Annotated in this window: 21 protein-coding genes; 9 read left to right on the top strand and 12 right to left on the bottom strand. The window is 66.4% G+C overall.

Going from position 1 to position 24,955, the window contains the following annotated elements; translation table 11 throughout:
• Positions 1–104 precede the first annotated feature (104 nt).
• The gene (locus tag DDA93_RS04955; protein ID WP_019482008.1) at positions 105–422 is read right to left on the bottom strand and encodes a DUF6457 domain-containing protein; all 318 of its coding nucleotides are present in this window, start codon (positions 420–422) and stop codon (positions 105–107) included.
• 107 nt (positions 423–529) lie between these two features.
• Between DDA93_RS04955 and DDA93_RS04950 the strand changes: the two genes are divergently transcribed.
• Positions 530–2,032, top strand: a complete 1,503-nt coding sequence (locus DDA93_RS04950; protein WP_116778169.1) for an NAD(P)/FAD-dependent oxidoreductase — start codon at positions 530–532, stop codon at positions 2,030–2,032.
• A gap of 141 nt (positions 2,033–2,173) precedes the next feature.
• Here the strand turns inward: DDA93_RS04950 and DDA93_RS04945 are convergent, their stop codons facing one another.
• The gene (locus DDA93_RS04945) at positions 2,174–2,842 is read right to left on the bottom strand and encodes a GntR family transcriptional regulator (RefSeq protein WP_019482010.1); all 669 of its coding nucleotides are present in this window, start codon (positions 2,840–2,842) and stop codon (positions 2,174–2,176) included.
• A gap of 135 nt (positions 2,843–2,977) precedes the next feature.
• Positions 2,978–5,809 (bottom strand): aconitate hydratase, encoded by a 2,832-nt coding sequence (locus DDA93_RS04940; RefSeq protein ID WP_116778168.1) that lies wholly within the window; start codon positions 5,807–5,809, stop codon positions 2,978–2,980.
• A 345-nt stretch (positions 5,810–6,154) separates the two neighbouring features.
• Here DDA93_RS04940 and DDA93_RS04935 point away from each other — a divergent pair, with 345 nt between their 5' ends.
• Genes DDA93_RS04935 through DDA93_RS04925 form a run of 3 tightly spaced genes read left to right on the top strand, consistent with a single transcriptional unit; the run spans position 6,155 to position 9,395 of the window.
• A complete protein-coding gene (locus DDA93_RS04935; RefSeq protein ID WP_019483898.1) occupies positions 6,155–7,195 on the top strand; it encodes an NAD(P)-dependent alcohol dehydrogenase in 1,041 nt (346 codons plus the stop codon).
• Between the two features lie 2 nt (positions 7,196–7,197).
• Positions 7,198–7,800 (top strand): hypothetical protein, encoded by a 603-nt coding sequence (locus DDA93_RS04930; protein ID WP_019483897.1) that lies wholly within the window; start codon positions 7,198–7,200, stop codon positions 7,798–7,800.
• Positions 7,797–9,395 carry a GMC family oxidoreductase gene (locus DDA93_RS04925; RefSeq protein ID WP_019483896.1) on the top strand — a complete coding sequence of 533 codons (1,599 nt, stop codon included), beginning with the start codon at positions 7,797–7,799 and terminating at the stop codon, positions 9,393–9,395. The genes DDA93_RS04930 and DDA93_RS04925 overlap by 4 nt, the downstream gene beginning before the upstream one ends.
• Positions 9,396–9,462: 67 nt before the next feature.
• Here DDA93_RS04925 and DDA93_RS04920 read toward each other — a convergent pair whose 3' ends face one another.
• From DDA93_RS04920 to DDA93_RS04910, 3 genes are read right to left on the bottom strand one after another with little or no spacing between them, the layout of a single operon-like run.
• The gene (locus DDA93_RS04920; RefSeq protein WP_019483895.1) at positions 9,463–9,861 is read right to left on the bottom strand and encodes a hypothetical protein; all 399 of its coding nucleotides are present in this window, start codon (positions 9,859–9,861) and stop codon (positions 9,463–9,465) included.
• Between the two features lie 20 nt (positions 9,862–9,881).
• Complete coding sequence (locus DDA93_RS04915) at positions 9,882–10,676, bottom strand: IclR family transcriptional regulator (RefSeq protein WP_019483894.1); 795 nt, start codon at positions 10,674–10,676, stop codon at positions 9,882–9,884.
• Between the two features lie 37 nt (positions 10,677–10,713).
• The gene (locus DDA93_RS04910) at positions 10,714–11,034 is read right to left on the bottom strand and encodes a putative quinol monooxygenase (protein WP_019483893.1); all 321 of its coding nucleotides are present in this window, start codon (positions 11,032–11,034) and stop codon (positions 10,714–10,716) included.
• A gap of 167 nt (positions 11,035–11,201) precedes the next feature.
• Here DDA93_RS04910 and DDA93_RS04905 point away from each other — a divergent pair, with 167 nt between their 5' ends.
• From DDA93_RS04905 to DDA93_RS04895, 3 genes are read left to right on the top strand one after another with little or no spacing between them, the layout of a single operon-like run.
• Positions 11,202–12,353, top strand: coding sequence for a glycerol dehydrogenase (locus tag DDA93_RS04905; protein ID WP_026041211.1), 1,152 nt, complete (start codon positions 11,202–11,204; stop codon positions 12,351–12,353).
• A gap of 20 nt (positions 12,354–12,373) precedes the next feature.
• Positions 12,374–15,196, top strand: coding sequence for an FAD-binding and (Fe-S)-binding domain-containing protein (locus tag DDA93_RS04900; protein ID WP_116778167.1), 2,823 nt, complete (start codon positions 12,374–12,376; stop codon positions 15,194–15,196).
• Positions 15,187–15,828 carry an MBL fold metallo-hydrolase gene (locus DDA93_RS04895; RefSeq protein ID WP_116778166.1) on the top strand — a complete coding sequence of 214 codons (642 nt, stop codon included), beginning with the start codon at positions 15,187–15,189 and terminating at the stop codon, positions 15,826–15,828. Before DDA93_RS04900 ends, DDA93_RS04895 begins: the two co-directional genes overlap by 10 nt.
• On the opposite strand, the gene DDA93_RS04890 is transcribed toward DDA93_RS04895, so the two are convergent.
• Both DDA93_RS04890 and DDA93_RS04885 read right to left on the bottom strand, forming a co-directional pair.
• The gene (locus DDA93_RS04890; RefSeq protein WP_116778165.1) at positions 15,825–16,220 is read right to left on the bottom strand and encodes a 2-polyprenylphenol hydroxylase; all 396 of its coding nucleotides are present in this window, start codon (positions 16,218–16,220) and stop codon (positions 15,825–15,827) included. The two genes, DDA93_RS04895 and DDA93_RS04890, sit on opposite strands and share 4 nt — an antisense overlap.
• A gap of 36 nt (positions 16,221–16,256) precedes the next feature.
• Positions 16,257–16,715 (bottom strand): DUF3817 domain-containing protein, encoded by a 459-nt coding sequence (locus tag DDA93_RS04885; protein ID WP_116778164.1) that lies wholly within the window; start codon positions 16,713–16,715, stop codon positions 16,257–16,259.
• Between the two features lie 183 nt (positions 16,716–16,898).
• Between DDA93_RS04885 and DDA93_RS04880 the strand changes: the two genes are divergently transcribed.
• A complete protein-coding gene (locus tag DDA93_RS04880; protein WP_116778163.1) occupies positions 16,899–20,441 on the top strand; it encodes a bifunctional RecB family nuclease/DEAD/DEAH box helicase in 3,543 nt (1,180 codons plus the stop codon).
• A 22-nt stretch (positions 20,442–20,463) separates the two neighbouring features.
• Here DDA93_RS04880 and DDA93_RS04875 read toward each other — a convergent pair whose 3' ends face one another.
• Complete coding sequence (locus DDA93_RS04875; protein WP_019483886.1) at positions 20,464–21,006, bottom strand: XRE family transcriptional regulator; 543 nt, start codon at positions 21,004–21,006, stop codon at positions 20,464–20,466.
• Between the two features lie 97 nt (positions 21,007–21,103).
• Between DDA93_RS04875 and DDA93_RS04870 the strand changes: the two genes are divergently transcribed.
• Positions 21,104–22,300, top strand: a complete 1,197-nt coding sequence (locus DDA93_RS04870; protein ID WP_243400511.1) for a benzoate/H(+) symporter BenE family transporter — start codon at positions 21,104–21,106, stop codon at positions 22,298–22,300.
• 120 nt (positions 22,301–22,420) lie between these two features.
• Here the strand turns inward: DDA93_RS04870 and DDA93_RS04865 are convergent, their stop codons facing one another.
• The 3 genes from DDA93_RS04865 to DDA93_RS04855 form a co-directional block, all read right to left on the bottom strand.
• Positions 22,421–22,624 carry a cold-shock protein gene (locus DDA93_RS04865; RefSeq protein WP_019483883.1) on the bottom strand — a complete coding sequence of 68 codons (204 nt, stop codon included), beginning with the start codon at positions 22,622–22,624 and terminating at the stop codon, positions 22,421–22,423.
• Positions 22,625–22,885: 261 nt separating this feature from the next.
• A complete protein-coding gene (locus tag DDA93_RS16280) occupies positions 22,886–23,587 on the bottom strand; it encodes a hypothetical protein (protein ID WP_165802568.1) in 702 nt (233 codons plus the stop codon).
• A 128-nt stretch (positions 23,588–23,715) separates the two neighbouring features.
• Positions 23,716–24,939 (bottom strand): hypothetical protein, encoded by a 1,224-nt coding sequence (locus DDA93_RS04855; RefSeq protein ID WP_133185429.1) that lies wholly within the window; start codon positions 24,937–24,939, stop codon positions 23,716–23,718.
• Positions 24,940–24,955: the final 16 nt, after the last annotated feature.

Raw genomic sequence — 24,955 nt, 5'->3', positions numbered from 1 at the left:
CTAGCAACCACTTTCCTGCGGGTGAGCCACTTTTTTGGTGACCGTCCGGGCAGCTACCGCGACTGACCGGGCAGCTACCGCGACTGACCGGGCAAAAACCCCTGTTACTGGGCGGTCTTCGTCCAGCCGTTGGCGTCCGGGCCGTCTTCGAGGCCTTTCGCACGGACCTGCATGACGACGTCGGCCGCGGACTGCACGGCGTCGTCGGCACCTTTACGGCCGCTGGTGTCAGCCGTGCCCGCCGCATAGCCGATCAGGAACGCGCTGATTGCCCCGGCGTTGGGGGACACCGTCTCGGACGTCTGGGCGGCGACCTCAACGATCCGCTCGTGGTCCACCTCCAGGTCGAGGATCTGCAGTGCCTGGGTGAGCTGGCGGCTCCATTCGCTGAGAGTGCGCAGTTCGTCGTCGATGCCTGTCATATGGGACTCCGTAAATTGTGGGAAGTTTGGTGCCCTCAAGAATTAGCACCTGCGGGCACTTTCCACAACGTTGGCCAGTCGAGCGGACGGTACCCAATAATGGACTCATGGCCTCCCCCATAGAGCACCTCGACGTCGCGATCATCGGGGCGGGGCTCTCGGGCATCGGCGCCGCCCACCGGCTGCGCACCGAATGTCCCGGCAAGTCGTTCGCCATCTTTGAGGCGCGCGACGCGGTCGGCGGCACCTGGGACCTCTTCCGCTACCCGGGCGCCAGGTCCGATTCCGACATGTTCACCCTCTCCTACCCCTGGCGGCCCTGGACCGTACCGGAATCCATCGGCGACCAGCCAGCCATCCTGAACTACCTGCAGGACGCAGCCGAGGAATCGGGCGTGACGCCACACATCCGCTTCGCCACCCGCATGGTGAGTGCAGACTTTTCCTCGGAAACCTCCCGCTGGACGCTGCACCTGGACACCGACGACGACGGCGCCACCCACCGCCGCACCGTCACCTGCTCGTTCCTGTACGCCTGCACCGGGTACTACAACTACACCCAGCCGTACCAGCCTGACCTCCCGGGCCTTGAGGACTTCACCGGCGATGTGATCCACCCCCAGTTCTGGCCGGCTGGCTTCGATTACACGGGCAAGCGGGTGGTCGTGGTTGGGAGCGGCGCCACCACTATCACGCTGGTCCCGGCAATGACCGACGACGCCGCCCACGTCACCATGCTGCAGCGATCGCCGTCCTACGTGGTGACGGTGCCGCGCCGGGACCGGTTCTCCGACGCCGCACGGAAGATCCTGCCGGCGGGTCCGGCCCACCGGGTGGCCCGGGCCCGCAATGTTCTCTACCCGCTGGGGTTCTACCAGCTGTGCATGAGGCTGCCCCGGGTGGCGAAGGCGTACCTGAGGTACAAGGCGCGCGGCATCCTCAAGGACGAACAGCAGATCCGTGACCATTTCACCCCTGCCTACAACCCGTGGGAGCAACGGGTGTGTGCTGCGCCGGACGGTGACTTCTATCGGTCGCTGGCGTCGGGGAAGGCGTCGGTGGTGACGGATCGGATCGACCGGTTCACTGCCGGCGGGGTCCGGCTTGCGTCGGGGCGGGAGCTGGCGGCCGACGTCGTCGTCACCGCTACCGGGCTGGCCCTGCAATCCCTCGGCGGCTCGAACCTGAGTGTTGACGGCGTCCCCGTGGAACTCGGTGAGTCGTTGATCTACCGTGGCGTCCTGGTCAGCGGGGTACCGAACTTTGGCTACTCCCTGGGGTACACGAATGCGTCCTGGACATTACGCTCGGACCTCAGCGCCCGGTACGTGTGCCGGCTGCTCAAGCACATGGACCGCAACGGGCACACGGCGGCAGTCCCGGTGCCGGCCTCAGGTATGGCGCGGCGGCCACTGCTGGCCCTGTCGTCGAACTTCATGCTGCGGGCCGTGAAGGTGTTTCCGCGTCAGGGTTCGGGCACCCCCTGGACGCTGGGCGCCAACTATCTCCTGGATCTGCCGCTGGTGCTGCTGGGCAAAGTCAGCAAGCAGATGGCGTTCGACGCGGTTCCCGGTCGAGGCTCCACCCGGCAGCGCAAAAAAGTGGCGTAACTGCACGTCTGGCCGCAGAAAAGTGGCCTGGCCGCACGCAAGTGGTTGCCCCACCACTGCTCTGGGGCTGGACCACTTTTCTGCCGGGAGGGGCCGCCCCGCAGGCTCCGAAACCGGCATCGACGGCGAGGTGGGGAGCCGCTATTCGGTCTTCGCGGCCGACTTCAACAAATCCAGCCGCAGTGCGCGGGCGGTTTCCATGTGCTGCCGGGCGATCTGCCGGGCGTCGTCGGCGCGCTGATCGATGATGGCCCGCACCAGCGCCTCATGCTCGTCCAGCGCATCTTCCCATCGGTTGCCAACGGACAGGGTCGACCGAGGCGTGTTGATGAGGTGGGTGGAGAGCCGCTCCAGCAGGTCCTGCAACACCCGGTTGTGCGCGGCCGTACTGACAGCCGCATGGAACTCGACGTTGCAGCGGATCCGGGTCTGGTCATCCGGGGAATCGAGTTCCCGGTCCCGCTCAACCAGTGCCTCAAGGCGCATGATGTCCGAGGCCGTCCTGCTGCTGGACGCCTGTCCGGCAGCTTCCTGTTCGAGCATCACCCGCAGGTCATAGATCTGGATGACTTCCTGGGGGTCAATCTGCGGCACCTGAAGGCCCCGCGCGGCCCGCTCCAGCAGACGCTCGTGCTGGAGCCGGCTGAGCGCCTCGCGGATGGGAGTCCGCGAGACGCCAAAGCGCTCCGAAAGGCCCACCTCGCGCAGCGGGGTCCCGGGAGGATGGACCCCTGCCAGAATCTCGCTGCGCAGCACGCGGAAGACCACTGAGCCGTCGACGCGTCCCGTCGAATCTGCCGGATCAGACACTTTCAACCGGTTCAGACACTTGGTGCTCCTCTAAGTAGGACCTGAATTTTAGGCACCCTATCCACGGGTGTGGGCTAGGACATTACTCATGGAACAGCCATTCGGACGCGTCGACGAGCGACTCGGGTGGAACTGCTAGACGGCGATCTGGCGCAGCACGTACTGCAGGATGCCACCGTTGCGGTAGTACTCGGCTTCACCCGGAGTGTCGATCCGCAGGACAGCCTCGAAGGTGATGGGCTCGCCGCCACCCTCGGGGGTCGCCGTGACGGTGACGGTCTTCGGGGTGGTGCCGTTGTTCAGCTCGGTCACGCCGGACACCGCGAAGGTCTCGGTGCCGGTGAGACCCAGCGTCTCGGCGTTCTGGCCCTGAGGGAACTGCAGGGGAAGCACACCCATGCCGATGAGGTTGGAGCGGTGGATCCGCTCGTAGCTCTCGGTGATGACCGCACGGACGCCCAGGAGTGCGGTGCCCTTGGCAGCCCAGTCACGGGATGAACCCGAACCATATTCCTTGCCGGCCAGGATCACTAGCGGCGTGCCAGCGGCCTGGTAGTTCATCGCCGCATCGTAGACGGCAGCCTGTGGCGCGTCGGCCTGGCTGAAGTCGCGGGTGAAGCCGCCCTCGACGTCCTCGAGGAGCTGGTTGCGGATCCGGATGTTCGCGAACGTGCCACGGATCATCACTTCGTGGTTGCCACGGCGTGAGCCGAAGGAGTTGAAGTCCTTGCGCTCCACACCGTGCTCGAGCAGGTAGCGACCCGCTGGAGTATCGGACTTGAAGGAGCCGGCCGGTGAGATGTGGTCGGTGGTGACCGAATCCCCCAGCTTCAGCAGAACGCGTGCACCCTCGATGTCGGTGACGGGTTCCGGTTCGGCCTTCATGCCCTCGAAGTATGGAGGCTTCCGGACGTAGGTGGATTCCGGATCCCACTCGAAGGTGTCCCCTGCCGGGGTGGGCAGGGACTGCCAGCGCTCGTCGCCATCGAAGATGGTCGAGTAGCTGGCCTTGAACATTTCCTTGTCGATCGACTCGTCGATGATCTGCTGCACCTCAACCGGGTTCGGCCAGATGTCCTTCAGGAAGACGTCGTTGCCGTCGTCGTCCTGGCCCAGTGGATCGGCAGCGAAATCGAAGTCCATGGTGCCGGCGAGGGCGTAAGCGACCACCAGCGGCGGGGAGGCCAGGTAGTTCATCTTCACGTCCGGGTTGATCCGGCCCTCGAAGTTGCGGTTACCGGAGAGGACCGCGGTGACCGCGAGATCGGCGTCGTGGATGGCCTGGGTGATCTCCTCATCGAGGGGACCCGAGTTGCCGATGCAGGTGGCGCAACCGTAGCCGACCACGTAGAAGCCGAGCTTCTCCAGGTACGGGATCAGTCCTGACTTCTCGTAGTAGTCGGTGACCACCTTCGAGCCGGGGGCGACCGAGGTCTTGACCCAGGCCTTGGAGGTCAGGCCCTTCTCGACGGCGTTGCGGGCCAGCACTGCTGCTGCCATCATCACTGACGGGTTGGACGTGTTGGTGCACGAGGTGATCGACGCGATGGTGACCGCCCCGTGGTCCAGGGTGAAGCTGCGGCCGTCGGCGGTAACGACGTCGATCGGGCTGGAGTCGCGGTCTGGTTCGGTCTTGGTGACCGTCTCGTGCGGGTGATCGTCGATCTTGGTGGCCGCACCGGTGGATGAGGGTGGGTCGGAGGCGGGGAAGGATTCCTCGAGTGCCTCGTCGACGGTCGCGCCCTCTTCCTCGACCGAGCGGTGCACGTAGTTTTCCAGGTCGCTGCGGAACTGCGGCTTGGCGTTGGTCAGCTCGACGCGGTCCTGGGGACGCTTCGGGCCGGCGATCGAGGAGACCACCGTCGAAAGGTCCAGTTCCAGGTACTCGGAGAAGGCGATCTCCTTGCTGGGGTCATGCCACATGCCCTGAGCCTTGGCGTAGGCCTCGACCAGTGCCAGGTTCTCCTCCGAGCGGCCGGTCAGCCGCAGGTAGTCCATGGTGACTTCGTCGATTGGGAACATGGCAGCGGTGGAGCCGAACTCCGGGCTCATGTTGCCGATGGTGGCGCGGTTGGCCAGGGGCACAGCGCTGACGCCTTCGCCGTAGAACTCGACGAACTTGCCGACGACGCCGTGCTTGCGCAGCTTCTCGGTGATGGTGAGCACGACGTCGGTCGCGGTGGCGCCGGCGGGGATCTCACCGGTGAGCTTGAAGCCCACCACCCGAGGGATCAGCATGGAGACGGGCTGGCCCAGCATGGCAGCCTCGGCTTCGATGCCGCCGACCCCCCAGCCGAGGACGCCGAGCCCGTTGACCATGGTGGTGTGCGAGTCGGTGCCGACGCAGGTGTCGGGGTAGGCCTGCAGGGCGGTGGTGCCGTCGGTGGTGACCTCACGGGTCATCACCGTGCGGGCCAGGTACTCGAGGTTGACCTGGTGGACAATGCCCATGCCGGGCGGCACCACCAGGAAGTCGTCGAACGCGGTCTGACCCCAGCGCAGGAACTGGTACCGCTCGCCGTTGCGCTGGTACTCGATCTCGATGTTGCGCTCGAGTGCGTTGGCGTTGCCGGCGAAGTCGATCTGCACCGAGTGGTCAATGACCAGTTCGGCGGGCGCCAGCGGGTTGACGCGCTTGGGGTCTCCACCGAGTTCGACGACTGCCTCGCGCATGGTGGCGAGGTCGACGACGCAGGGCACACCGGTGAAGTCCTGCATGATCACGCGGGCCGGGGTGAACTGGATTTCGGTGTCGGGCTCAGCTTCGGGGTCCCAGTTGGCCAGGGCACGCACCTGCCCGGCGGTGATGTTCATTCCGTCCTCGGTGCGGAGCAGGTTCTCCAGGAGCACCTTGAGACTGTAGGGAAGCTTCTCTGATCCCTCTACAGCGTCGAGGCGGAAGATCTGATACTCAGCTCCCGCTACCTCGAGTACGTCTTTGGAACCGAATGTGTCGACAGCAGTCATTGCTAGTATCCCTTCCAGGATTGGTTACGCCTTTGAACCCATCATATCCCGAAACGCAAGAATACTGTATACAGTCGTACACACTAGCGTGGCGCCCCGGAAAAGTGGCGGCCCCGCAGGCTAGTGGTGGCCCCACCGCTGCAATGCGGGTCGGCCACTTTTCTGGGCCGTCAGCCCACCCCAACCGGAACCTTCGCAGCGCGGCAGCGGGATTCTCACCCCGCGATAAGCCCCCTTCCGTATCGATGTGACGCCGGGCACACTGGCATGAGCACTCGTTCACCGCTGGGAGAGCGACGGAAGTCCGTCGGAACCTGCCTGCGGACGTCATCGCCGAGGAGGACCATGAGAGCCGTTCGGGTACACCGCTACCAGGAAGACCCGCTGATCGACGACGTGGCGGAACCCACGGCAACCGGTCCGTGGGACGTCGTCGTCGAGATCGGCGCCGCGGGCCTGTGCCGCACCGACCTGCACGTCATCGAGGGGCAATGGGACGCCATCCAGCACCCCAAACTCCCCTACATTCTCGGGCACGAGAACGCGGGGTGGGTCCGCGAGGTGGGCTCCGCCGTCACCAACGTCCAGCCCGGCGACACCGTGATCATGCACCCCATCGTCACCTGCGGCCTGTGCCTGGCCTGCCGCGAGGGCCAGGACTCCCACTGCGAAAACTCCACCTTCCCCGGCCTGAACGTCGACGGCGGGATGGCCGAGATGATGAAGACCAACGCCCGCTCGGTCGTGAAACTCGACCCGTCGCTCAGGCCCGCCGACATCGCCGCCCTCGCCGACGCCGGCCTCACCGCCTATCACGCGGTCCGCAAAGCCGCACCGCTGCTGCACCCCGGAACCCACGCCGTCGTGATCGGAAGCGGCGGGCTGGGCCACATCGGCATCCAGTCCCTGAAGGCGCTTACCTCGGCGCAGATCACCGTCGTCGACACGTCCGAGGAGGCGCTCGAGCTGGCGACGGCGCTCGGCGCCGACCACACCCTGTCCCAGGCGGGCGACGGCGGGAAGCTCCTCGAGATCACCGGCGGCGGCGCGCACGTGGTTTTCGACTTCGTCGGCGAGCACGGCACCGAAGCGCTCGGCCTGAACGTGCTGCGCAATCGGGGCAGCTACTACACGATCGGTTACGGCGGGGCAGTGAATATCGACACCATCGAGATCATTTCCCGGGAGATCAACATCGTGGGAAACCTCGTGGGCACCTACCTCGACCTCGTGGAACTCATGACCCTCACCGCACAGGGCCAGGTCACCCTGCACACCCAGACGTACGACCTCGAAGACGCTGTCCAGGCGATGCATGACCTGGACAGCGGCAAGCTGGTCGGCCGTGGCATCCTCGTCCCCAACCTCACCACCCAAGGGAGATAACAATGGCGTATCCCGCTAAGTATTCGACGCTCAATGAGCTTCAACTCACGCAGGAGGCCCGGCGGATCCTGGTCCGGATTATCCGGGTGGCGTTCCCGCACCCGAAGATCCCGGACGGGCCGTACGAGCGGATGGCCGACAAGATCATCGCCGAGTCCAACGAATCCACCTGGTTCAGGGTGGCCCTGACCCAGGGGCTGCTGACGCTAAATCAGCAGGGCGGCGAGAACTTCCTCGACCTCTCCGATGACCGCGCCCTCGCCGTGCTGCAGCGCATCGCTGACCTCGACTTCTTCGGCTTCATCCGGCGGACCACCGTCCTGAACTTCTATGACGACCCCGAGGTCTGGGACGTCTTCGGCTACGAGGGCGAGTCATTCTCCAAGGGCGGCTACCTGCACCGCGGATTCGATGATCTGGACTGGCTTCCCAGCCCCCGGGTCGAGGAGGCGGACGAACCGCTCACCGAGATCGGGCCGCTCGGCTACGACATCGCGCAGCAGGCACCGCAGCGGGTCAGGGACGCCGCAGACAGCACCGGCGAGGAGCCCGTCGAGGACCTCTTCAAGGGCCAGGACAAAGTTGAAGAAGGACGGACCATATGAGCAACGAGACAGCTGAGCACTCTGACAGCGCACACTTCGACCTGGACGACGACTCGGTGGTCGTCATTATCGGCTCCGGCGCGGGCGGCGGCACCCTCGCCCACGAACTTACCGCGAAGGGCATCAAGGTGGTGGTCCTCGAAGCGGGCGGCCACATCAAACACGACGAGTACATCAACCACGAGTGGGAATCGTTCAACCAGATGGCCTGGCTGGACCCGCGGACGACGTCGGGCACCTGGCGGATTGCGCGCGACTTCCCCAACCTGCCCGCCTGGCTGGTGAAGGCGGTGGGCGGCACCACCACCCACTGGTCCGGCGCCACCCCGCGGTTCAAGGCCCACGAGTTCAAGACCCGCAGCACCTACGGGCGGATCGACGGCGCCAACCTGCTGGACTGGCCCATCACCCTCGACGACCTGGCACCGTATTACGACAAGGCCGAGCAGAAGATCGGCAGCACCCACCGCCACGGCCGGCCGGCGTTGCCCGCCAACAACAACTACAAGGTGCTCGCGGCCGGCGCCGAGCGGATCGGTTACCGGCATTACGCCACCGGCCCGTACGGCACCAACGCCGAACCCTATGACGGCCGGCCCGCCTCTATCCAGGACGGCTTCAACTTCCAGGGCGACAAGAACAAGTCCAAATGGTCCACTCTGGTGTCCGAAATCCCCAAGGCGCTGCGCACGGGGAAACTGGACCTCCGCCCCAACTGCCACGCCGTGCAAATCACCCACACCCCCGAAGGCACCGTGGACAGCGTCATGTACATCGACGACGCCGGGAACCTCCAACGCCAGCAGGCCCGCCTCGTGGCGGTGGCTGGAAACTCGATCGAGACGCCGCGCCTGCTGCTGCTCTCTGGGTCTCCCCTGTTCCCTGATGGGCTGGCCAATTCATCCGGCCAGCTGGGCCGCAACTACATGCGCCACACCACCGGCTCGGTGTACGCCAAGTTCGACAAACCGGTTCACATGTACCGCGGGGAAACGATGGCCGGTCTAGTGGCTGACGAGTCCCGGCACGACGTGGACCGCGGCTTCTCGGGTGGCTACTATCTGGAAACCATCGCGTTGGGCCCGGCGTTCCTGGCCAGCTTCGCGGACCCCGGAGCCTGGGGACCGAACTTCGCGTCACTGCTCGACGACTACGAAAACACAGCCGGGTTGTGGATTGTCGGCGAGGACATGCCGCAGGAAACCAACCGGGTCACGTTGAACACCAGTGTGACGGACCGGCTGGGACTGCCCGTGCCGAATGTGCATTTCGATGACCACCCCAACGACACAGCGATGCGCAATCACGGCTACCAGCAGGCGTCGCTGCTCTACGAGGCGGTGGGCGCGTTGTCCTCGCACCACACCCCGCCGTACCCGGCGACCCACAACATGGGAACGGCGCGGATGAGCGAGCGTCCGGAAGACGGCGTCGTCAATCAGTGGGGTCAGACCCACGACGTGAAGAACCTGTTCGTGTCGGACGGTTCGCAATTCACCACCGGCGCGGCAGCCAACCCGACCCTCACCATCGTGGCGCTGGCGATCCGGCAGGCGGAGTACATCGCGGAGCAGCTGGCGACGTCGGCCCTGTAAAGCTGCCGGCCCTGTAAACCTGGCGGGTGGGGTCCCGGGCCCCGGCACGGGACCCACCCTCGGCACATCACACGAAGATCAGCACAAACCCCACCACCGCGGCCGCCGCGCCAATCCCGGTCAGGACCCAGCCCAGGATCCTGAGCGAGTGCGCTGGCGGTACCGGTTCGCTCAGGGAGTACTCGTCAGGGTCCCGCCGGTTGTAGTAGAGGATAAATTCGGTGCCCGGCACCAGGTCCTTGCCCTCCCTGAAAGAGAACAGGGTCTCCCGGATCTCGTATTCCTGGTCATGCCAGCGATAGCCGATGCCCTCCCCGGAGACGAAAACCACTGCGTCAGTGGCGGTCCAGCCGAGTTGGGAGGTACGGATAATCCAGGCGACCAGGATCAACAGAATCCCCGGTACCAGCCCCACCCACGTCAGCACCTCAGTGATGACACCCCACAACTGGGACTGGTTCTCCATAGCTTGATGCTATCGAGAATCTATTGACGCTGCGGTAACACCGAGGTGGCCCGGAGCGCGCGGCCCACCTTGTCGGCCGTGTCACGCAGCAGCACGGCGATCTGCCCGGACCGCCGATCAAAGTCCGCGGCGTCGAGGGAAACCGCAACGGATCCCACGATCTGCCCGGCCGCGTTCCGCACCGGCGCACCCAGGCAGGATGACCCGATCATGAACTCTTCGCGCTCGACGGCGATGCCACCCGCGCTGACCTTCTCCAGTTCCCGCTCCAGGTCGTCGCGGGTCCTGATGGTATTGGACGTCATGGCGGGCAGCCCCTGCCTGGTCAGGAACGCCCGCCGCCGCGTGGGGTCCATCCCGGCGAGGAGGATCTTTCCGAAGGCGGTGGCGTGCGCGGCGTCGTTGAAGCCGAAGCCCATGGGGGTGATGCGTCGCCGGGTCGGGGAATCCACCACGTGGGCCACCACAATGTGATCGCCGCGGTGCACCGCATAGTAGGCGGCGGCGTCGCCCCTCGAATGCAGTTCGAGTACCAGCCTGGCAACGGCCGACGGTGTTCCGATCTGGCGGTGCAGCGACGCATCCAGGGCATGCAGTTTGTAGCCGAGGGCGTAGCGGCTCTCATCCTTCAAATGAACCAGATGCCGTGATTCCACCAGGGTTTTCAGGAGCCGGTACACACTGGGGAGCGGCATGTCCAAAGCTGCCGCAATTTCCTTGGCGGACAGTCCACGCTCGTCGGCGGCAACGACGTCGAGCAGCGCAAAAGCCTTCTGCACCGAAGCCATACCGGTAAGAGCATCGTTGCGTCCCATGCCCCCATCTTCGCCGGTCCGTCAAGTCAGGGGCAACCTACTCGACGGTCAGCTCACCCATGCGACCCCAACCGTCGGCGGCGATCTTCTCGCTGATGATCTGCGGGGTCTCCACGAGTGCCTGCGGCATGTCCTTCATCGCCTGCTGGAAGTGGGCGCTGTTGACGTGGTCCCCGGCGGCGTCGTCCTGGAACGCTTCGACCAGGACGAACTCGTTGGGGTTCTCGACGCTGCGCGACCAGTCGAACCACAGGTTCCCCGGCTCGTTGCGGGTGGATTCGGTGAATTGGCGGGTGAGGTCGAGCCACCGGTCGGTCCAGTCCGGTTTGACGTTGAATTTGACGACGATGAAGATCATTGCGGGCCTGCCTTTGGGTCGTGGGATGGGGCTCGTGTTTCCAGCAGTCTGCCGTTAATCACCGCAGCCTCCAACTTCGGTTCTCGCCTTGTGAGAATGCGTGGTGCCCGTCAGGCGTTGCACGCCTACGCTGGCAGTGGAACAACCCTCTATCGAAGGAGATTGAGATGAGTAGTCCGATGCAGGTCCGCACCATGATCAGCCCGGCCCGGTACGTCCAGGGCAAAGGCGCCATCCACCGGGTGGGCGAATTCCTCACGCCGCTGGGCAGCAAGCCGTTGATCGTGGCGGACGATCTGGTCTGGGGTTTCGTAGCGCACGACGTCGAAGCCTCCATGACTGCAGCCAACCTACCGACCACCCGGGTGGGGTTCGGCGGGGTCCCCAGCGCCAACGAGGTCAACCGGTTGACCGCCCTGATCTCCGAGCACCAGGCCGACGTGATCGTGGCAGTGGGCGGCGGCAGCACCATCGACGCGGTCAAAGCGTCGGGCTTCGCGGCGGGGATCCGCTGGGTCACCGTCCCCACCGTCGCCTCCACCGACGCACCGACCTCTGCCCTGTCGGTGATCTACACGGACGACGGCGTCTTCGAGGAGTACCGCTTCTTCCCCCGCAACCCGGACCTGGTGCTGGTGGACACGCAGCTGGTCGCCAACGCGCCGGCGTCGTTCCTCGCCGCAGGAGTGGGCGACGCCCTCGCCACCTGGCTGGAGGCCCGGGCCACCAGCCAGTCCTTCGCCAACACCATGGCCGGTGGCCTGCCCACCGTGACCGGCACAGCCCTGGCCCGGCTGTCCTGGGACGTGCTGTGGGAAAACGCGCTCCCGGCGCTCGACGCCGTCCGCGACAACGTGGTCACCCCCGCCCTGGAAAAGGTGGTGGAGGCCAACACGCTGCTGTCCGGGCTCGGGTTCGAGTCCGGCGGGCTGGCCGCCGCCCACGCCATCCACAACGGGCTGACCGCCGCCAACCAGACCCACGGCCTGGCGCACGGGCAGAAAGTCAACATTGGGTCCCTCACCCAACTGGTCCTCGAGGGCGCACCCAGCGCCGACATCCGGGACTTCGTCGAATTCACCACCCGGGTGGGGCTGCCGAACACGCTGACCGAGATAGGCCTGTCCACCGACGATGACGAGGACCTGCGGCGGGTAGCCGAAGCGGCAACCGTGCCCGGCGAGACCATCCACAACATGCCCTTCCCCGTGGGGGTCGACGACCTCACCAGCGCCCTGAAATCGATCGAACGGCTGTCGGCTGGCATCCGTCGCCAGGCGGGACTGCCCGAACCAGTGCAGTACAAGGCGAAACACTGAGCACCCGGCCGGCGCCGCAGATACTCGACGCCCTGCGCGCGGCAGTCGCCGACCCGGGGCAGGTCAAGACCCGCGCCATCGACCTGCACGCCAACGCCCACGACGCCTCGCACTTCCTGCTCATCCCCCAGGCGGTGGTGGTGCCCTCCGACGCTGCCGAGGTGGGGGCCTTGCTGCGGGCCAGCGCCGCGCAGGGCCTTCCGTTGACCCTCCGCTCGGGAGGCACCAGCCTCAGCGGGCAGGCTGTCACCGACAGCGTGTTGGTCGACGTACGCAGGAACTTCCGGGAGATCGAGGTGCTCGACGACGGCGCCCGGGTGCGGGTTCAGCCGGGCGTCACTGTGAGGGCACTCAACGCCCGGCTGGCCCGGTACGGGCGGAAGTTCGGCCCGGACCCCGCCAGCGAAGCGGCGTGCACCATCGGCGGGGTGGTGGCTAACAACTCGTCAGGAATGAACTGCGGCACCACTGACAACGCCTATCGGACCCTTGAGTCGGTGACGGTGGTGTTGCCCAGCGGCACCGTCGTCGACACCGCGGCCGCCGACGCGAACCCCAGGTTACGGGCCCTGGAACCTGACCTTTTTGACGGGTTGCTGCGCTTATCCGCACGGCTGCGGGACAACCCGGCGTCCGTGCGGACGGTGCGCCACCAGTTCTCCATGAAGAACACCATGGGGTACGGGCTGAACTCCCTGCTCGACTTCAACACCCCCGCCGACATGCTGGCCCACCTGATTGTGGGCAGCGAGGGCACCCTGGGCTTCATCGCCGAGGCGGTGTTCCGCACCATTCCCCGCCCGGCGTTCGCGGCGACGGGCCTGCTGGTGTTCCCGGACCTGGAAACCGCGACTGCAGCCCTGCCCACCCTGGTCGATTCGGGAGCGGCGACCGCCGAGCTGATGGACGCCGTCTCCCTGAAGGTGGGCCAGACCCTGACGGGGGCTCCCGACGTCGTCCGCGGCCTCAACATTCTGCAGCACTGCGCGCTGCTGGTGGAGTATTCGGCGTCGTCGGCGGCTGAACTCGACGACCTGCAACGCGACCAGCCGCCGCTGCTCGCAGGTCTCGGGTTGAGCGAACCTGCCCGTTTCAGCTCCGACCCGGCGGCCCGGGCGAGCCTGTGGCAACTCCGCAAGGGCCTCTACGCGTCGGTGTCGGGGGCCAGACCGCCGGGCACCACTGCCCTGCTGGAGGATGTGGTGGTCCCCGTCCCGGCGCTGGCGCGCACCTGCACCGAACTGACCAGGCTGTTCGGCGAGCACCGTTACAGCGACAGCGTGATTTTCGGGCATGCCAAGGACGGCAACATCCATTTCATGCTCACCGACCGGTTCGCTGCCCCCGACGAGCTGGAGCGGTACCGGGCATTTACCGAGGACATGGTGGATCTGGTGCTGGGCGAGAACGGGTCGCTGAAGGCCGAGCATGGCACCGGCCGCATGATGTCGCCGTACGTCCGCCGGCAGTACGGCGCTGAGCTGTACTCGATCATGCGTGAACTCAAGCAGTTGTTCGACCCGGCCGGCATGCTCAACCCGGGAATCATCCTCGACGACGACCCGGAGGCCCACCTCCGCCACATCAAGACCGCGCCACCGGTGGCCCCCGAGGTGGACCGCTGCGTCTCCTGCGGCTTCTGCGAACCGGTCTGCCCCAGCAAGGACATCACCCTTACCCCGCGCCAGCGCATCGTGACCCTGCGCGCCATCGAGCAGGCACGGCTCGACGGCGACCCCGGCTTGGCGGCGCGGCTCGAGGACGATTACGACTACGAATCGGTCCAGACCTGCGCCGTCGACGGCATGTGCCAGACCGCGTGCCCGGTGGAAATCAACACGGGGTCACTGGTCAAACGGCTGCGCCGCGACGGTGCCGGACGAGCCGCGAACCTGGCGTGGGGCGGGGCAGCGCACCGGTGGAACCTGGTCACGCGCGGCGGTGGGCTGGTACTCGACGCCGCAGCGAAGGTTCCCGACGCCGTCGTCGTCCCGGCGAACCGGCTGGCCCGGACGGTGCTGGGGCACGACTCGGTGCCCCTGTATTCTGCCGAGCTGCCGTCAGGTGGGGCCCGGCGGGCGCGGCCCACCCCCACCGCAGCACCCGACGCCGTGTACTTTCCGGCCTGCGTGGGGACGATGTTTGGCCCGGCCGGGACCGGTTCGGGAGTACAGACGAGTTTCGCGTTGCTCTGCGAGCGCGCGGGGCTTTCACTGCTGGTACCGGCTGGGATTGACGGGCTGTGCTGCGGGACGCCGTGGTCGTCGAAGGGCATGGCCGCCGGTGAGGCGACGATGCGGGCGAAGACTGTCGCAGCGTTGCGGGAAGCCACGCACGACGGCGAGCTCCCGATCGTCTGCGACGCCTCCTCCTGCACGGAGGGGCTCAACGGCGCGCTTGAACAGGCCTCTCGTGAACTGGAGTCGTCCGGCAGGCCACCCCTGGTGGTGCTGGATGCAGTGCAGTTTGTGGCCGACCGGGTGCTGCCCCTGCTGGGCGCCGTCGAACCGCTCGAGTCGCTGGCGCTGCATCCCACCTGTTCCTCGACGCGGCTGGGCCTGAACCCGGCCCTGGAGGCGGTGGCCGGCGTCGTCGCGAGTGAAGTGCTGGTCCCTGAAACGTGGGGGTGCTGCGCCTTCGCCGGTGACCGCGGGATGCTTCACCCCGAGCTCACCGCGTCCGCCACGAGCCGGCAAGCCGTCGATGTTGCCGGCTTCAACGCCTCGGCCCACGCCTCGTGCAACCGCACCTGCGAACTGGGGATGACCCGGGCCACCGGGGAGGACTATCGCCATATCCTTGAACTACTAGAGGAAAGAACGAGGATCCCCCCATGCGACTGATCGCCCCGAATTGCTACCAGCTCGAAAATTCGAAGGGTGCAAACGGGTATCTGGTCAGCGCCAACGGGTCCACAGCGATCATCGACCCGGGCATGCCGGGCGGGTATGCCCGGTTGCTCGACGAGCTGCGGGACGCGGAGCCGGTCATTGGCCCGGTCACTGACATTCTGCTGACTCACTACGACGCCGATCACACCCGGGTGGCGAAACGCCTGCAGCAGACCCTGGGAGTGCCGGTCTGGCTCGGCGCCGAGGACGCGGCGATCCTGCGCGGCGACGTTCCGCCACCAACCCGTTTCAGGCGCTTCCTGGCCAGGGTGTTCCCCACCGACTATCCGGCGCGGGTGACCGAACTGACCGGCGAGCAGAGCATCTTCGACGGCCTCGTGGCCTTCCCGACGCCGGGCCACACCCCCGGGCACATGGCGTTCCAGTTCGGTGAGGTGCTCTTCTCGGGCGACGCGGTGTCCGTCTCCACACACGGTGAGCTCAGGCAGTTCTACCGGCTCACGATCAGCGACGCGGCACAGGCCCGGCAGACCGAGGAAGTCCTCAGGGCCAGGATCGCTGGCGGCTCGGTGCGGTGGATCTGCGCCGGCCACAACGCCCCGGCGAAAACCCGGACCCGCTAGCTGTCCTTGGCCGGCCCATCCTGGGGTGCGGCCTGGGCTGGTTCCTTGGCTGGTGCGGCGTCCGCTGCGGGTTCGTCGGGAGTCCTCAGGTCGTCGAGGGCCTTCAGGGCTTTTTCCCAGCGTTTCTGCCGTTCGGCGGGTGACTGCTCCCACCAGGGGGTGCCGCGCTCACCGAGGCCCTCCTTGGCGAGCTGCACGCGGCGTCGCGCGTCCTTCACCTTGGGTTCCTGTTTGGCCTTGCGGTATTTGTTGACTGCCGAGCGGCCTCGGCCCAGTTGGGACAGCAGCTGCTTCTCGACATCGTCGGGCAGCGTCGGATCGGCGCGGCGCCATTTCCTGCCTTCGTGCAGGAAGAACCGGTCGTCGTCGGGCGTCTGGGGTGTGCTGGTCATGCCCGCCTATCAGTGAAGTGGTGTGGTATCAACTTACTAGCTGCTGGGGACCGGCGGGCCGATGACGAGCAGGGCGGCGAAGACCACGGCGATGCCTGCCACTGACACCACGGCGGCGATCAGCGGCTTGCGCAGCACCCAGGCCTGCAGCTGTTCGATTGGGCCGCGCGGGGTGTCAGCTCCGGGAGCGAGCCGCCAGCCGCCGTCGAGCTTCCCGCGGCGTTCCATGGTCTGGTCGAACACGACCGACGCGAGCGGCACCACTGCGGAGAGCAGTCCGAGCAAACCCACCTTGGGTGACCAGCGCTGGTTCACCCAGACGAAGATGGTGACCACCACGAACATGAGGAACACGAAGCCGTGGATCCCGCCCGCCGGCGAGATGAGCGCCTCGGTTGTCTGGGTGACGTATTTGAGGAACATCGCCAGGAGCAGGAAGGCCCAGGTCAGCGCCTCGGCAACGGCGACGGTGCGGAACAGGATGCGGGGGCTCATCGGTTTCTCCAAAGGGGTCGGTCCTTCCAAATTACCGCAGCCCGGCCCGCCGGACCCCACCGGGCTGGCGTTGGACATGTCACACCCGACCGGGCCGCCCGCCAAACTGTCAGGGGGAAATGGTTAGCTGAGAGCGTCCTGATACCGTGAACAGCTCCAAGGTTGCAGCCGCTGGGAGGCACAGTGTTTCTTCTCGACCCGACGGTCCCCGGTGCATTGCCGGACCTGGTTTTTTCGGCCACCGATCTGGTGACTGCCGCCGAATGTGAGTACCGGCTGCTCTCCGTCCTCGACGAGAAGCTGGGCCGCTCCACCAAACCGGAGTTCGACGTCGACGCCATGCTGGAGCGCACCGCCGTCCTGGGTGACGTTCATGAACGCAAGGTCCTTGATGCCCTGGTGGCCGAGCACGGACCGTGGAATCCGGCTGCCGGGACTGGCGTGTACGACGTCGTACCCGCTGCGGGCATGGAACGTGCCCTGCTGGAAACCAAGCACCGGGAGTCGATAGCCGCACTCCGGTCGGGCGCCGACGTCGTCTTTCAGGCCGCGTTTTTCGACGGCCAGTTCCATGGCAGATCCGATTTCCTGGTGAAAACCGCCGAAAGCTCCTATGCGGTGTGGGACACCAAACTGGCCCGCCACGCGAAGGTGAGCGCTCTCCTGCAGTTGGCGGCCTACGGCGACCAGCTACTCGCGGCGGGCATCCCCACGGCACCCGAGGTCACCCTGGTCCTGGGCAACGGCGCCCATAGCGTCCACAGCCTGTTGGACATCCTGCCCGTGTTTCGCGAGCGCCGCGACCGGTTCCTGCGCCTGATCGACACCCACCGCAGCCAGCCCGAGCCGGTGTTGTGGGGCAGCCCCACGCATTCTTCCTGCGGCCGCTGCAACTACTGCCAGCTGAAAGTCGCCGAGACCCGGGACCTGCTGCTGGTGGGCGGGATGAGCACCACCCGTCGGGCGAAGCTGCACGAGATCAACATCAGGACCATTGACCAGCTCGCTGCCATGGAGGTTCCCGCGACGGACAAGAGCCTGCTCCGGCTCCGTGACCAGGCCCGCATGCAGACCAATACCGCCCACCCTGATGGCAGCGTCGAGTACACCGGCAAGGACGGCGTGCCCACCACACTGAGCTACCGGGTACTTCCCGATCACACGCTGGCCACGCTCCCGGCGCCGAGCCAGGGCGACATCTTCTTTGATTTCGAGGGCGACCCCCTGTGGCAGGACAGCGCCGGACGGTGGGGGCTGGAGTACCTGTTCGGCGTCGTCGAGAACCCGGACCGTGCCGGCGACCCTCCGCCGTTCCTGCCGCTGTGGGCCCACTCGCGCGTCGAGGAACGTCATGCCTTCACCGACTTCCTGGAATACGTTGCGCGGCGCCGCGCCCTGTACCCCGACCTGCACATCTACCATTACGCCTCCTATGAGAAGACGGCGCTGCGCAACCTGTCGCTCGCCCATGTGGTGGGCGAGGACGCAGTGGACACCCTGCTCCGGGAGGGCGTTCTGGTGGACCTCTACGAGACCGTGCGCCACAGCCTGCGCATTTCGGAGCACTCCTACAGCATCAAGAAGCTTGAGCCCCTCTACATGGGCGAGCACCTGCGCAGCGGGGACGTGACCGACGCCGGAGCATCAGTGGTTGCCTATGCCGACTATTGCACGGCACGGGATTCCGGGAACGACGCCCTGGCCGCCGAGATCCTGGCCGGGATCCGCGACTACAACGAGTACGACTGCCTGTCGACCCTGCGCCTGCGTAACTGGCTACTGGACCGTGCCGCGGAGCGGGGCATCGCCGCTCCCCCCGCTCCGCGGGCTGACCTCCCGGGCGAGTTGGCGGAGCCCAGCCCGGAGGAAACCCGGCTCCTGGACTATCTGGAGGGCATACCGGCCACCCGCCCACTCACCGACGACGAGCAGGCGGTGGCGATGGTCGCCGCCGCGGTGGGCTATCACCGCCGCGAAGACAAGCAGTTCTGGTGGGAGCACTTTGACCGGCTGGACAGGGCTGTCGAGGACTGGGCGGACACCCGGAACGTTTTCGTGGTGCAGCGGGCCGAGGTGCTCACCGACTGGGAAAAGCCCACCCCCCGCAGCAACCCGGTCCGCACCCTCCGGTTGTCCGGAGTAGCCGCCGAGGGGTCGGACTTCGAGCCGGGCAAGTCCCTGTTCCGCATGTATGACCAGCCGTTGCCTGACGACCTGGCAGCCGAGGATGCTGGGACCTCGCTCAGGGCTGGCTGGTTCGGCACCGAAGTGATCCGCCGGGACCACGACGGGGTCAGGGATGTGCTGGAGGTCCGGGAAAAGCTCAGGAAAAACGGCGCCGAATACAGTCAGGTTCCCGTCGCGTTGACCCCCGATCAGCCCATCGCCACAAAAACCATCCGCGCTGCCCTGTCCGAACTGGCCCACCAGGTGGGCTCTGCCCTGCCCGGCCTTCCCCCCAGCCCCGGGCTGGAAGTGCTGCGTCGGGCCAACCCCACGCTGTCTGGTCTGCGGGCCCTGCCGGTGGTGGTCGACGGCGACTACGTCACCGCCATCACCGAAGCCGTGACCGCCCTGGACAACTCCTACCTGGCGGTGCAGGGCCCCCCGGGCACCGGAAAGACCTATGTCGGCTCCCACGTCATCGCGGCCCTCGTGGCGCGCGGCTGGAAGGTGGGTGTGGTGGGGCAGTCCCACAAGGTGGTGGAGCACCTGATCCGGCGGGCCCTGGCCGCGGGCGTCCCGGCCGAGCGCACCGCGAAGAAGACCAAGGATCCCCACGCACCCTGGTCGCATGCCACCGACGACGGCGTTGCAACGCTCCTGGGTTCTCCGGGCGGAGCGCTGGTCGGCGGCACCGCCTGGACCATGACGGGAAGCAAGGTTCCGCCTGGCTCACTGGATCTGCTGGTCATCGACGAAGCCGGGCAATACTCGCTGGCCAATACGCTGGCCGTTTCCCGTGCCGCCTCGCGGCTGTTGTTGCTCGGCGATCCGCAGCAGCTCCCGCAAGTCACCCAGGGAACCCACCCCGAACCTGTGGACACGTCGGCGCTGGGCTGGCTTTCGGCAGGCCACGCCACGCTCTCGCCCGAGCTGGGCTACTTCCTGGCCGACAGTTGGCGGCTGCACCCCGACGTCTGTGCAGCGGTATCCCGGCTGTCGTACGACGGGAAACTCGAGTCGGCGCCGGCCGCTACCCAACGATTCCTCGACGGACCTCCAGCAGGGGTGGAATGCATCGCGGTGGCGCACACCGGGAGAACTACTTCATCACCCGAGGAGGCCGGCGAGGTAGTCCTTCAGGTCCACCGCCACCTGGGCCTGTCGTGGACCGGCGGGGCGGCTGAGCTGCCGCGCCCCCTGGAGCCGGAAGACATTCTGGTGGTGGCTGCGTATAACGCGCAGGTCCAGCTGATCCAGGACCACCTTGCGGCAGCTGGCCTGAGCGGTGTCAGGGTGGGAACCGTCGACAGGTTCCAGGGTCAGGAAGCCCCGGTGGTCCTCGTGTCGATGGCCTGCTCCGCCGCAGCCGAGGCGCCGCGAGGGATCGGCTTCTTGCTGAACCGCAACCGGATCAACGTTGCAGTATCGCGGGGGCAATGGCGGGCAGTCGTGATCCGCTCCCCCGAACTCACCCACCATTTACCGTCCCGGCCAGAACAGCTTGAGGAGTTGGGTGCGTTTATTGGTTTGTGCACCGCGCGGACGGGTGTCCTGCTGTAGTGGCCCTTAGCCGGGCCCTGCCTTAGCCGGGCGGCGGTGAGCTGATGGTCAGGACCGCAACGGCGCCCTCCCCTGCTGCGGTGTAGGAGTGGTGATCGTCGCTGCGCCACGAATGAGACTCACCGGCCGTGATCGTGAGCTCCTCGGCGGCGCGACCCACCCTCGCACTGCCGCGGACCACCAGCAGGTGTTCGACGACGCCCGGGCCGTGCGGGGGTGACACCCGCGAACCGTCCGGCGCAATGGTGAGCCAGTACACCTCGGTGATGCCGCCGTCGTCGTGATGGCGGATCCCCATCAGCCGAGCGCTGACCGCTTCGTCGCTGGCCTCCGCACCTGGTTCCTCGCCGAGGAGCACCGCGAGCGGCACGTGCAATGGCGCGGCCAGTGCATACAGCGTTTCGAGCGTGGGGTTGCGTTGGCCGGTCTCCAGCTCGGATAGCGTTCCCTTACCGATCCCGGCCTGCGCCGCCAAACCCGTCAGGGAGAGGCCCTGCTCTGAACGTAGCGTCCGGATGGTCCGTCCCACTGCGGTCAGCCGATCGGGGGTGGATCTAGTGGTCATTGAAGGCCTCCTCCGGCTAGGATAACAGCGTTCCGTATACAGAACTGGTGTTTTCGGGACGTCTTTGAACAGCCGCACAGATTGCGAGACCACACCCGTGCCGCCCACCGCAACACACCCGACCCTCCGGGAACCAGTGCTCGCCGGAGTGGTGACCGCACTGGCTGGTTTCACCTCGTCATTCGCGGTGGTGCTAGCCGGCTTGCGAGCGGCTGGCGCCACCGAGCAGCAGGCTGCGTCGGGGCTCCTTGCGTTGACTGTCATCTTCGGCGCCGGAATGATCCTGCTCTCCACCGTCTACCGGCTTCCGATCACCCTGGCCTGGTCCACCCCCGGCGCAGCGCTGCTGGCGGGTGCGGCCTCATACGACGGCGGGTGGCCCGCCGCCGTCGGCGCGTTTATTGTCACGGGCGCGCTGATCGTTGCCACCGGCACGATCCCTGCCCTGGGCCGGTTGATCGGCCGCATTCCGACCGCTCTGGCGCAGGCAATGCTCGCTGGGGTGCTACTCCCGCTGTGCCTCGCGCCGTTCCAGGCTTTGGGGAGTATTCCCCTCCTGGTGCTGCCCTTGATCCTGATCTGGCTGGCGGGAACACGGTTCGCCCCACGGTGGGCGGTACCCCTGACCCTGCTGGGCGCCCTGCTGGTGATCGCCGGTTATCTGGTGATCAACCGGATCACCCTCGACTGGGCTGCCGCAGCACCGACGGTTGAGCTCACCACCCCCGAATTCAGCGTGCAGGCGATGGCCAGCATCGCTTTGCCGCTGTACATCGTGACGATGGCTTCACAGAATGTGCCCGGGGTGGCGGTTCTTGCTTCCTTTGGGTACCGGACACCGTGGCGGGCGTCGATGTTCGTCACCGGTCTCGGCACCGCGGCGGCAGCGCCCTTCGGCGGTCATGCCATGAATCTCGCGGCACTGTCGGCGGCACTGTCCGCTGGCGAGACGGCCGGGCACGATCGCAGCCGCCGGTGGATCGCGGCCGTTAGCGCGGGCTGTTGCTATCTGGTGCTGGCCAGCGTGTCAGCGGCGCTGGTAACTGTGGTCGCCGCAGCACCTCCCGGCCTGATCGAGACGGTGGCCGGGCTGGCGTTGATGGGGACCATGGCGACGGCGCTGGCTGCTGCACTGGCAGAGGTTGGGCAGCGGATGAGCGCCGTCGTGACTTTTCTCGTCGCCGCGTCGGGGCTGACCCTGGCAGGGGTTGGCGGCGCCTTCTGGGCCCTGATCGCCGGCCTGCTGGTCCGCTGGGTGCTGGAGCGCCGGTCAATCGATCAGCCGCGCCCATAGCCCGACCCCCGGATCGGGTGCACCCCACCCACCTCTGGATCGGGGTTTTGTCCTTTAACGCAAAATAGGGCGGGAATTGCTTCCCGCCCTATTTCAGTGGTCATTGACCACTAAGTCGAACTAGACGACCTGGATGTTTACGGCCTGAGGACCCTTGGGGCCCTGCTCGGTCTCAAAGCTAACCTTCTGGTTCTCGTCGAGGGACTTGAAGCCGCTCGAGTTGATAGCTGAGAAGTGAGCGAACACATCGGCGCTGCCATCTTCTGGCTCGATGAAGCCGAAGCCCTTGTCAGCGTTGAACCATTTCACGGTACCTGTTGCCATTTTTAATCATCCTTCTGGAAATATGAAACTGATCCCGACTGTCGGGTAGTTTCAGTCGCGGCGTTCGTTTCCCGCTTCTACAGAAAAAGCGGCTGGCCCGTCTGGGTTTCGCCGCTTGAAATACAAAATGCGCAACACTACAACTGCGTACGAGTCTACATGGAATTCGCCGAAGGTAAAACCGGGCACTGCGCCAGGCGCTCTCAGTTGCCCGGTCAACACCCCTATAGGTGGAGGGAACCATTCGGGCAGGCCACCCAGTTAAACCCGTTGACGCGTTTTTGTTGACGGAAGGGGTGTGTGATCGCAAGGGGCGAGGTGGGCGGGCGACGACGTCGGCCGCAGTGGGTGGTCCTGTGGATTCTCCTGCTCGGGGTGGCCGGATCGGTACTGGTGTTCCTGGGACCCGGCCTGGCCGGTGGCTTGCGAGTGGAGGGCAGTTCGCTCCTGGCCGGTCCGGATTGCACTGTCGAAACGGCTGAGGGCGACGTCGGGCTTGACCGCGACGAGGCGAAGCTGGCCACCACAGCTGTTGCGCTCCGCCTCAGGGGACTGGAAGCCCCCGACACCACTGACATTGACGCTGCGGTGCTCCAACAACTGACCGACGGGCCGGCCAGTGACGCGGGCCCCAGCCTGAGCTGCCGGGGGTCGGCAGCCAGCGACCTCGAGGAACAGGAACTGACCGGCTCCGGGCTCACGTCCCGCGCCGAACAGGTGCGGGCGGCAATGACCGAGGTCTTCGGCGACCAGAGCCTGGGTGGGTTCGCTCCGGGTGGGATCGGCCAGGGACACGGCGGAGAGTCCACTCACTACGACGGCCGTGCCATCGACATCTTCTTCCGCCCGGTCACCGATGACAACCGGCGCCAGGGCTGGATCCTGTCCCATTGGCTCGTTGCGCACGCGGAGGATCTGGACATCCAGTACGTCATTTTCGACGACGAGTTCTGGAGCGCTCATCTATCCCGGGGCGCTGGCACCACTACGAAGCGCCAGCCCCGGGTAATGAGATCCTGCGCCACCTCGACCACGTGCACGTGGATGTGCTCGGTGGAAGCCCCGGCTAACATCCTGACCCACATCGCGGGTCAGGGTCCGGAGGAGCCGATCGCGGCCAGATTCGTCGTCCCGGCCACCGCCCCGACCGCTACGGTGCCGGTTGCCTCTCGCCCCAGGTACCACCCTTTCGTGCGTTCAGCGCCTTCGCCTGGCCGGATCTGCCAGCGGGTATCGCTGACCCGCACGAGCGGTGCTGACGCCGCGAGGTTGAGATCCACCGGAAGAACGACGGTGTCGGTTACCGGCTCGCCACCCTGGCATCCGTCGCTAACGAATCGGTCGAACTGGATGGACCCCGATGCGGTGGCTGTTCCCAGCTTGCGGCCGATGGTCAGCACACCCGGCCCGGACCCGACAACGAATTGCTCGCGGATGGCGGTGGTGCCGTCACCGCAGTCAACCAGTTCGACGGTGAGGCTCGACGCGCTGACCGTCGTTGCTCGCTCCGGTGGGCTGCTGGTGCTGGCCTGCACTATCGCGTCCTCGAAGAGAACCCCGAGGCCACCGGTGGGCTCAAACTCGGCGCTGTAATCTCCCCGCGCGCCGGTGCCACCTGGCGGGGCGACCGGATCCGGCGCAACCGGAGCTTCGCCGTGGGTACGCTGCCGTTCGACGGCGAATTTCAGGAACGCGGCGGGGCTCTCGACGCCGACGATGAGCGAACCAACGCTGAGGGTGCCGGTGCCATCGCGCGAGAAGTCGTAGAATCGTCCGCTCGACCGGTCGGAGCCCGACGAGGTAGTGCCGCCAATGCCCGTGAAGAACCTTGGCGTCGTCCCGGTAACTGTGATCTGGACGTCCTGTGCGGGCAGCACCGACACCGACTCAGGTTCGCCGCATCCCGGGCTATCGGTCACTGTCAGGTCCACGACTGCGTGCCCCAAAGCCTCCTCGAGGCTGTGCCCAATGTCGAGCTCCACCGGACCGGGCTCCCGCGATCCCCTGCCTTCGGTCTGGATCGTGGTGGTAGCGATGTCCTCACTCAGGTCCGGACAGCTAATCGTGGCAGCCCGGGACAAGAACACATCGACGGTTGCCTCGCCTTTGACGTCCTGCCGGAAGGAGACGGCACCCGCATAGGCTCCGTCCGTCTCCGGGAAAAGATTGACCGCGGCCTGGTAATACCGCAGCTCACTTAGCTGCGTACCGCCGGGCGGTGCCGCTGCTGCGGCAGTGGAGAGGGTCGGAGCGATGAGCAGCAACGCCACCACGCAACCTACCAATTTGCGCCGTACACCCGTGCCTGGCTTCATGGCCTGCTCCCTGCCC

Source organism: Arthrobacter sp. Bz4, assembly GCF_003075455.1.
Taxonomy (GTDB): Bacteria; Actinomycetota; Actinomycetes; order Actinomycetales; family Micrococcaceae; genus Arthrobacter_D.
This window is presented reverse-complemented; position numbering and strand designations above follow the sequence as displayed.

Bases quoted from the DNA above. Each gene is read 5' to 3' on its own strand.
- DDA93_RS04955 (WP_019482008.1), bottom strand. From the start codon at position 422: ATGACAGGCATCGACGACGAACTGCGCACTCTCAGCGAATGGAGCCGC.
- DDA93_RS04950 (WP_116778169.1), top strand. From the start codon at position 530: ATGGCCTCCCCCATAGAGCACCTCGACGTCGCGATCATCGGGGCGGGG.
- DDA93_RS04940 (WP_116778168.1), bottom strand. From the start codon at position 5,809: ATGACTGCTGTCGACACATTCGGTTCCAAAGACGTACTCGAGGTAGCG.
- DDA93_RS04935 (WP_019483898.1), top strand. From the start codon at position 6,155: ATGAGAGCCGTTCGGGTACACCGCTACCAGGAAGACCCGCTGATCGAC.
- DDA93_RS04930 (WP_019483897.1), top strand. From the start codon at position 7,198: ATGGCGTATCCCGCTAAGTATTCGACGCTCAATGAGCTTCAACTCACG.
- DDA93_RS04925 (WP_019483896.1), top strand. From the start codon at position 7,797: ATGAGCAACGAGACAGCTGAGCACTCTGACAGCGCACACTTCGACCTG.
- DDA93_RS04920 (WP_019483895.1), bottom strand. From the start codon at position 9,861: ATGGAGAACCAGTCCCAGTTGTGGGGTGTCATCACTGAGGTGCTGACG.
- DDA93_RS04915 (WP_019483894.1), bottom strand. From the start codon at position 10,676: ATGGGACGCAACGATGCTCTTACCGGTATGGCTTCGGTGCAGAAGGCT.
- DDA93_RS04910 (WP_019483893.1), bottom strand. From the start codon at position 11,034: ATGATCTTCATCGTCGTCAAATTCAACGTCAAACCGGACTGGACCGAC.
- DDA93_RS04905 (WP_026041211.1), top strand. From the start codon at position 11,202: ATGAGTAGTCCGATGCAGGTCCGCACCATGATCAGCCCGGCCCGGTAC.
- DDA93_RS04895 (WP_116778166.1), top strand. From the start codon at position 15,187: ATGCGACTGATCGCCCCGAATTGCTACCAGCTCGAAAATTCGAAGGGT.
- DDA93_RS04890 (WP_116778165.1), bottom strand. From the start codon at position 16,220: ATGACCAGCACACCCCAGACGCCCGACGACGACCGGTTCTTCCTGCAC.
- DDA93_RS04885 (WP_116778164.1), bottom strand. From the start codon at position 16,715: ATGAGCCCCCGCATCCTGTTCCGCACCGTCGCCGTTGCCGAGGCGCTG.
- DDA93_RS04875 (WP_019483886.1), bottom strand. From the start codon at position 21,006: ATGACCACTAGATCCACCCCCGATCGGCTGACCGCAGTGGGACGGACC.
- DDA93_RS04865 (WP_019483883.1), bottom strand. From the start codon at position 22,624: ATGGCAACAGGTACCGTGAAATGGTTCAACGCTGACAAGGGCTTCGGC.
- DDA93_RS16280 (WP_165802568.1), bottom strand. From the start codon at position 23,587: ATGAGCGCTCCAGAACTCGTCGTCGAAAATGACGTACTGGATGTCCAG.
- DDA93_RS04855 (WP_133185429.1), bottom strand. From the start codon at position 24,939: ATGAAGCCAGGCACGGGTGTACGGCGCAAATTGGTAGGTTGCGTGGTG.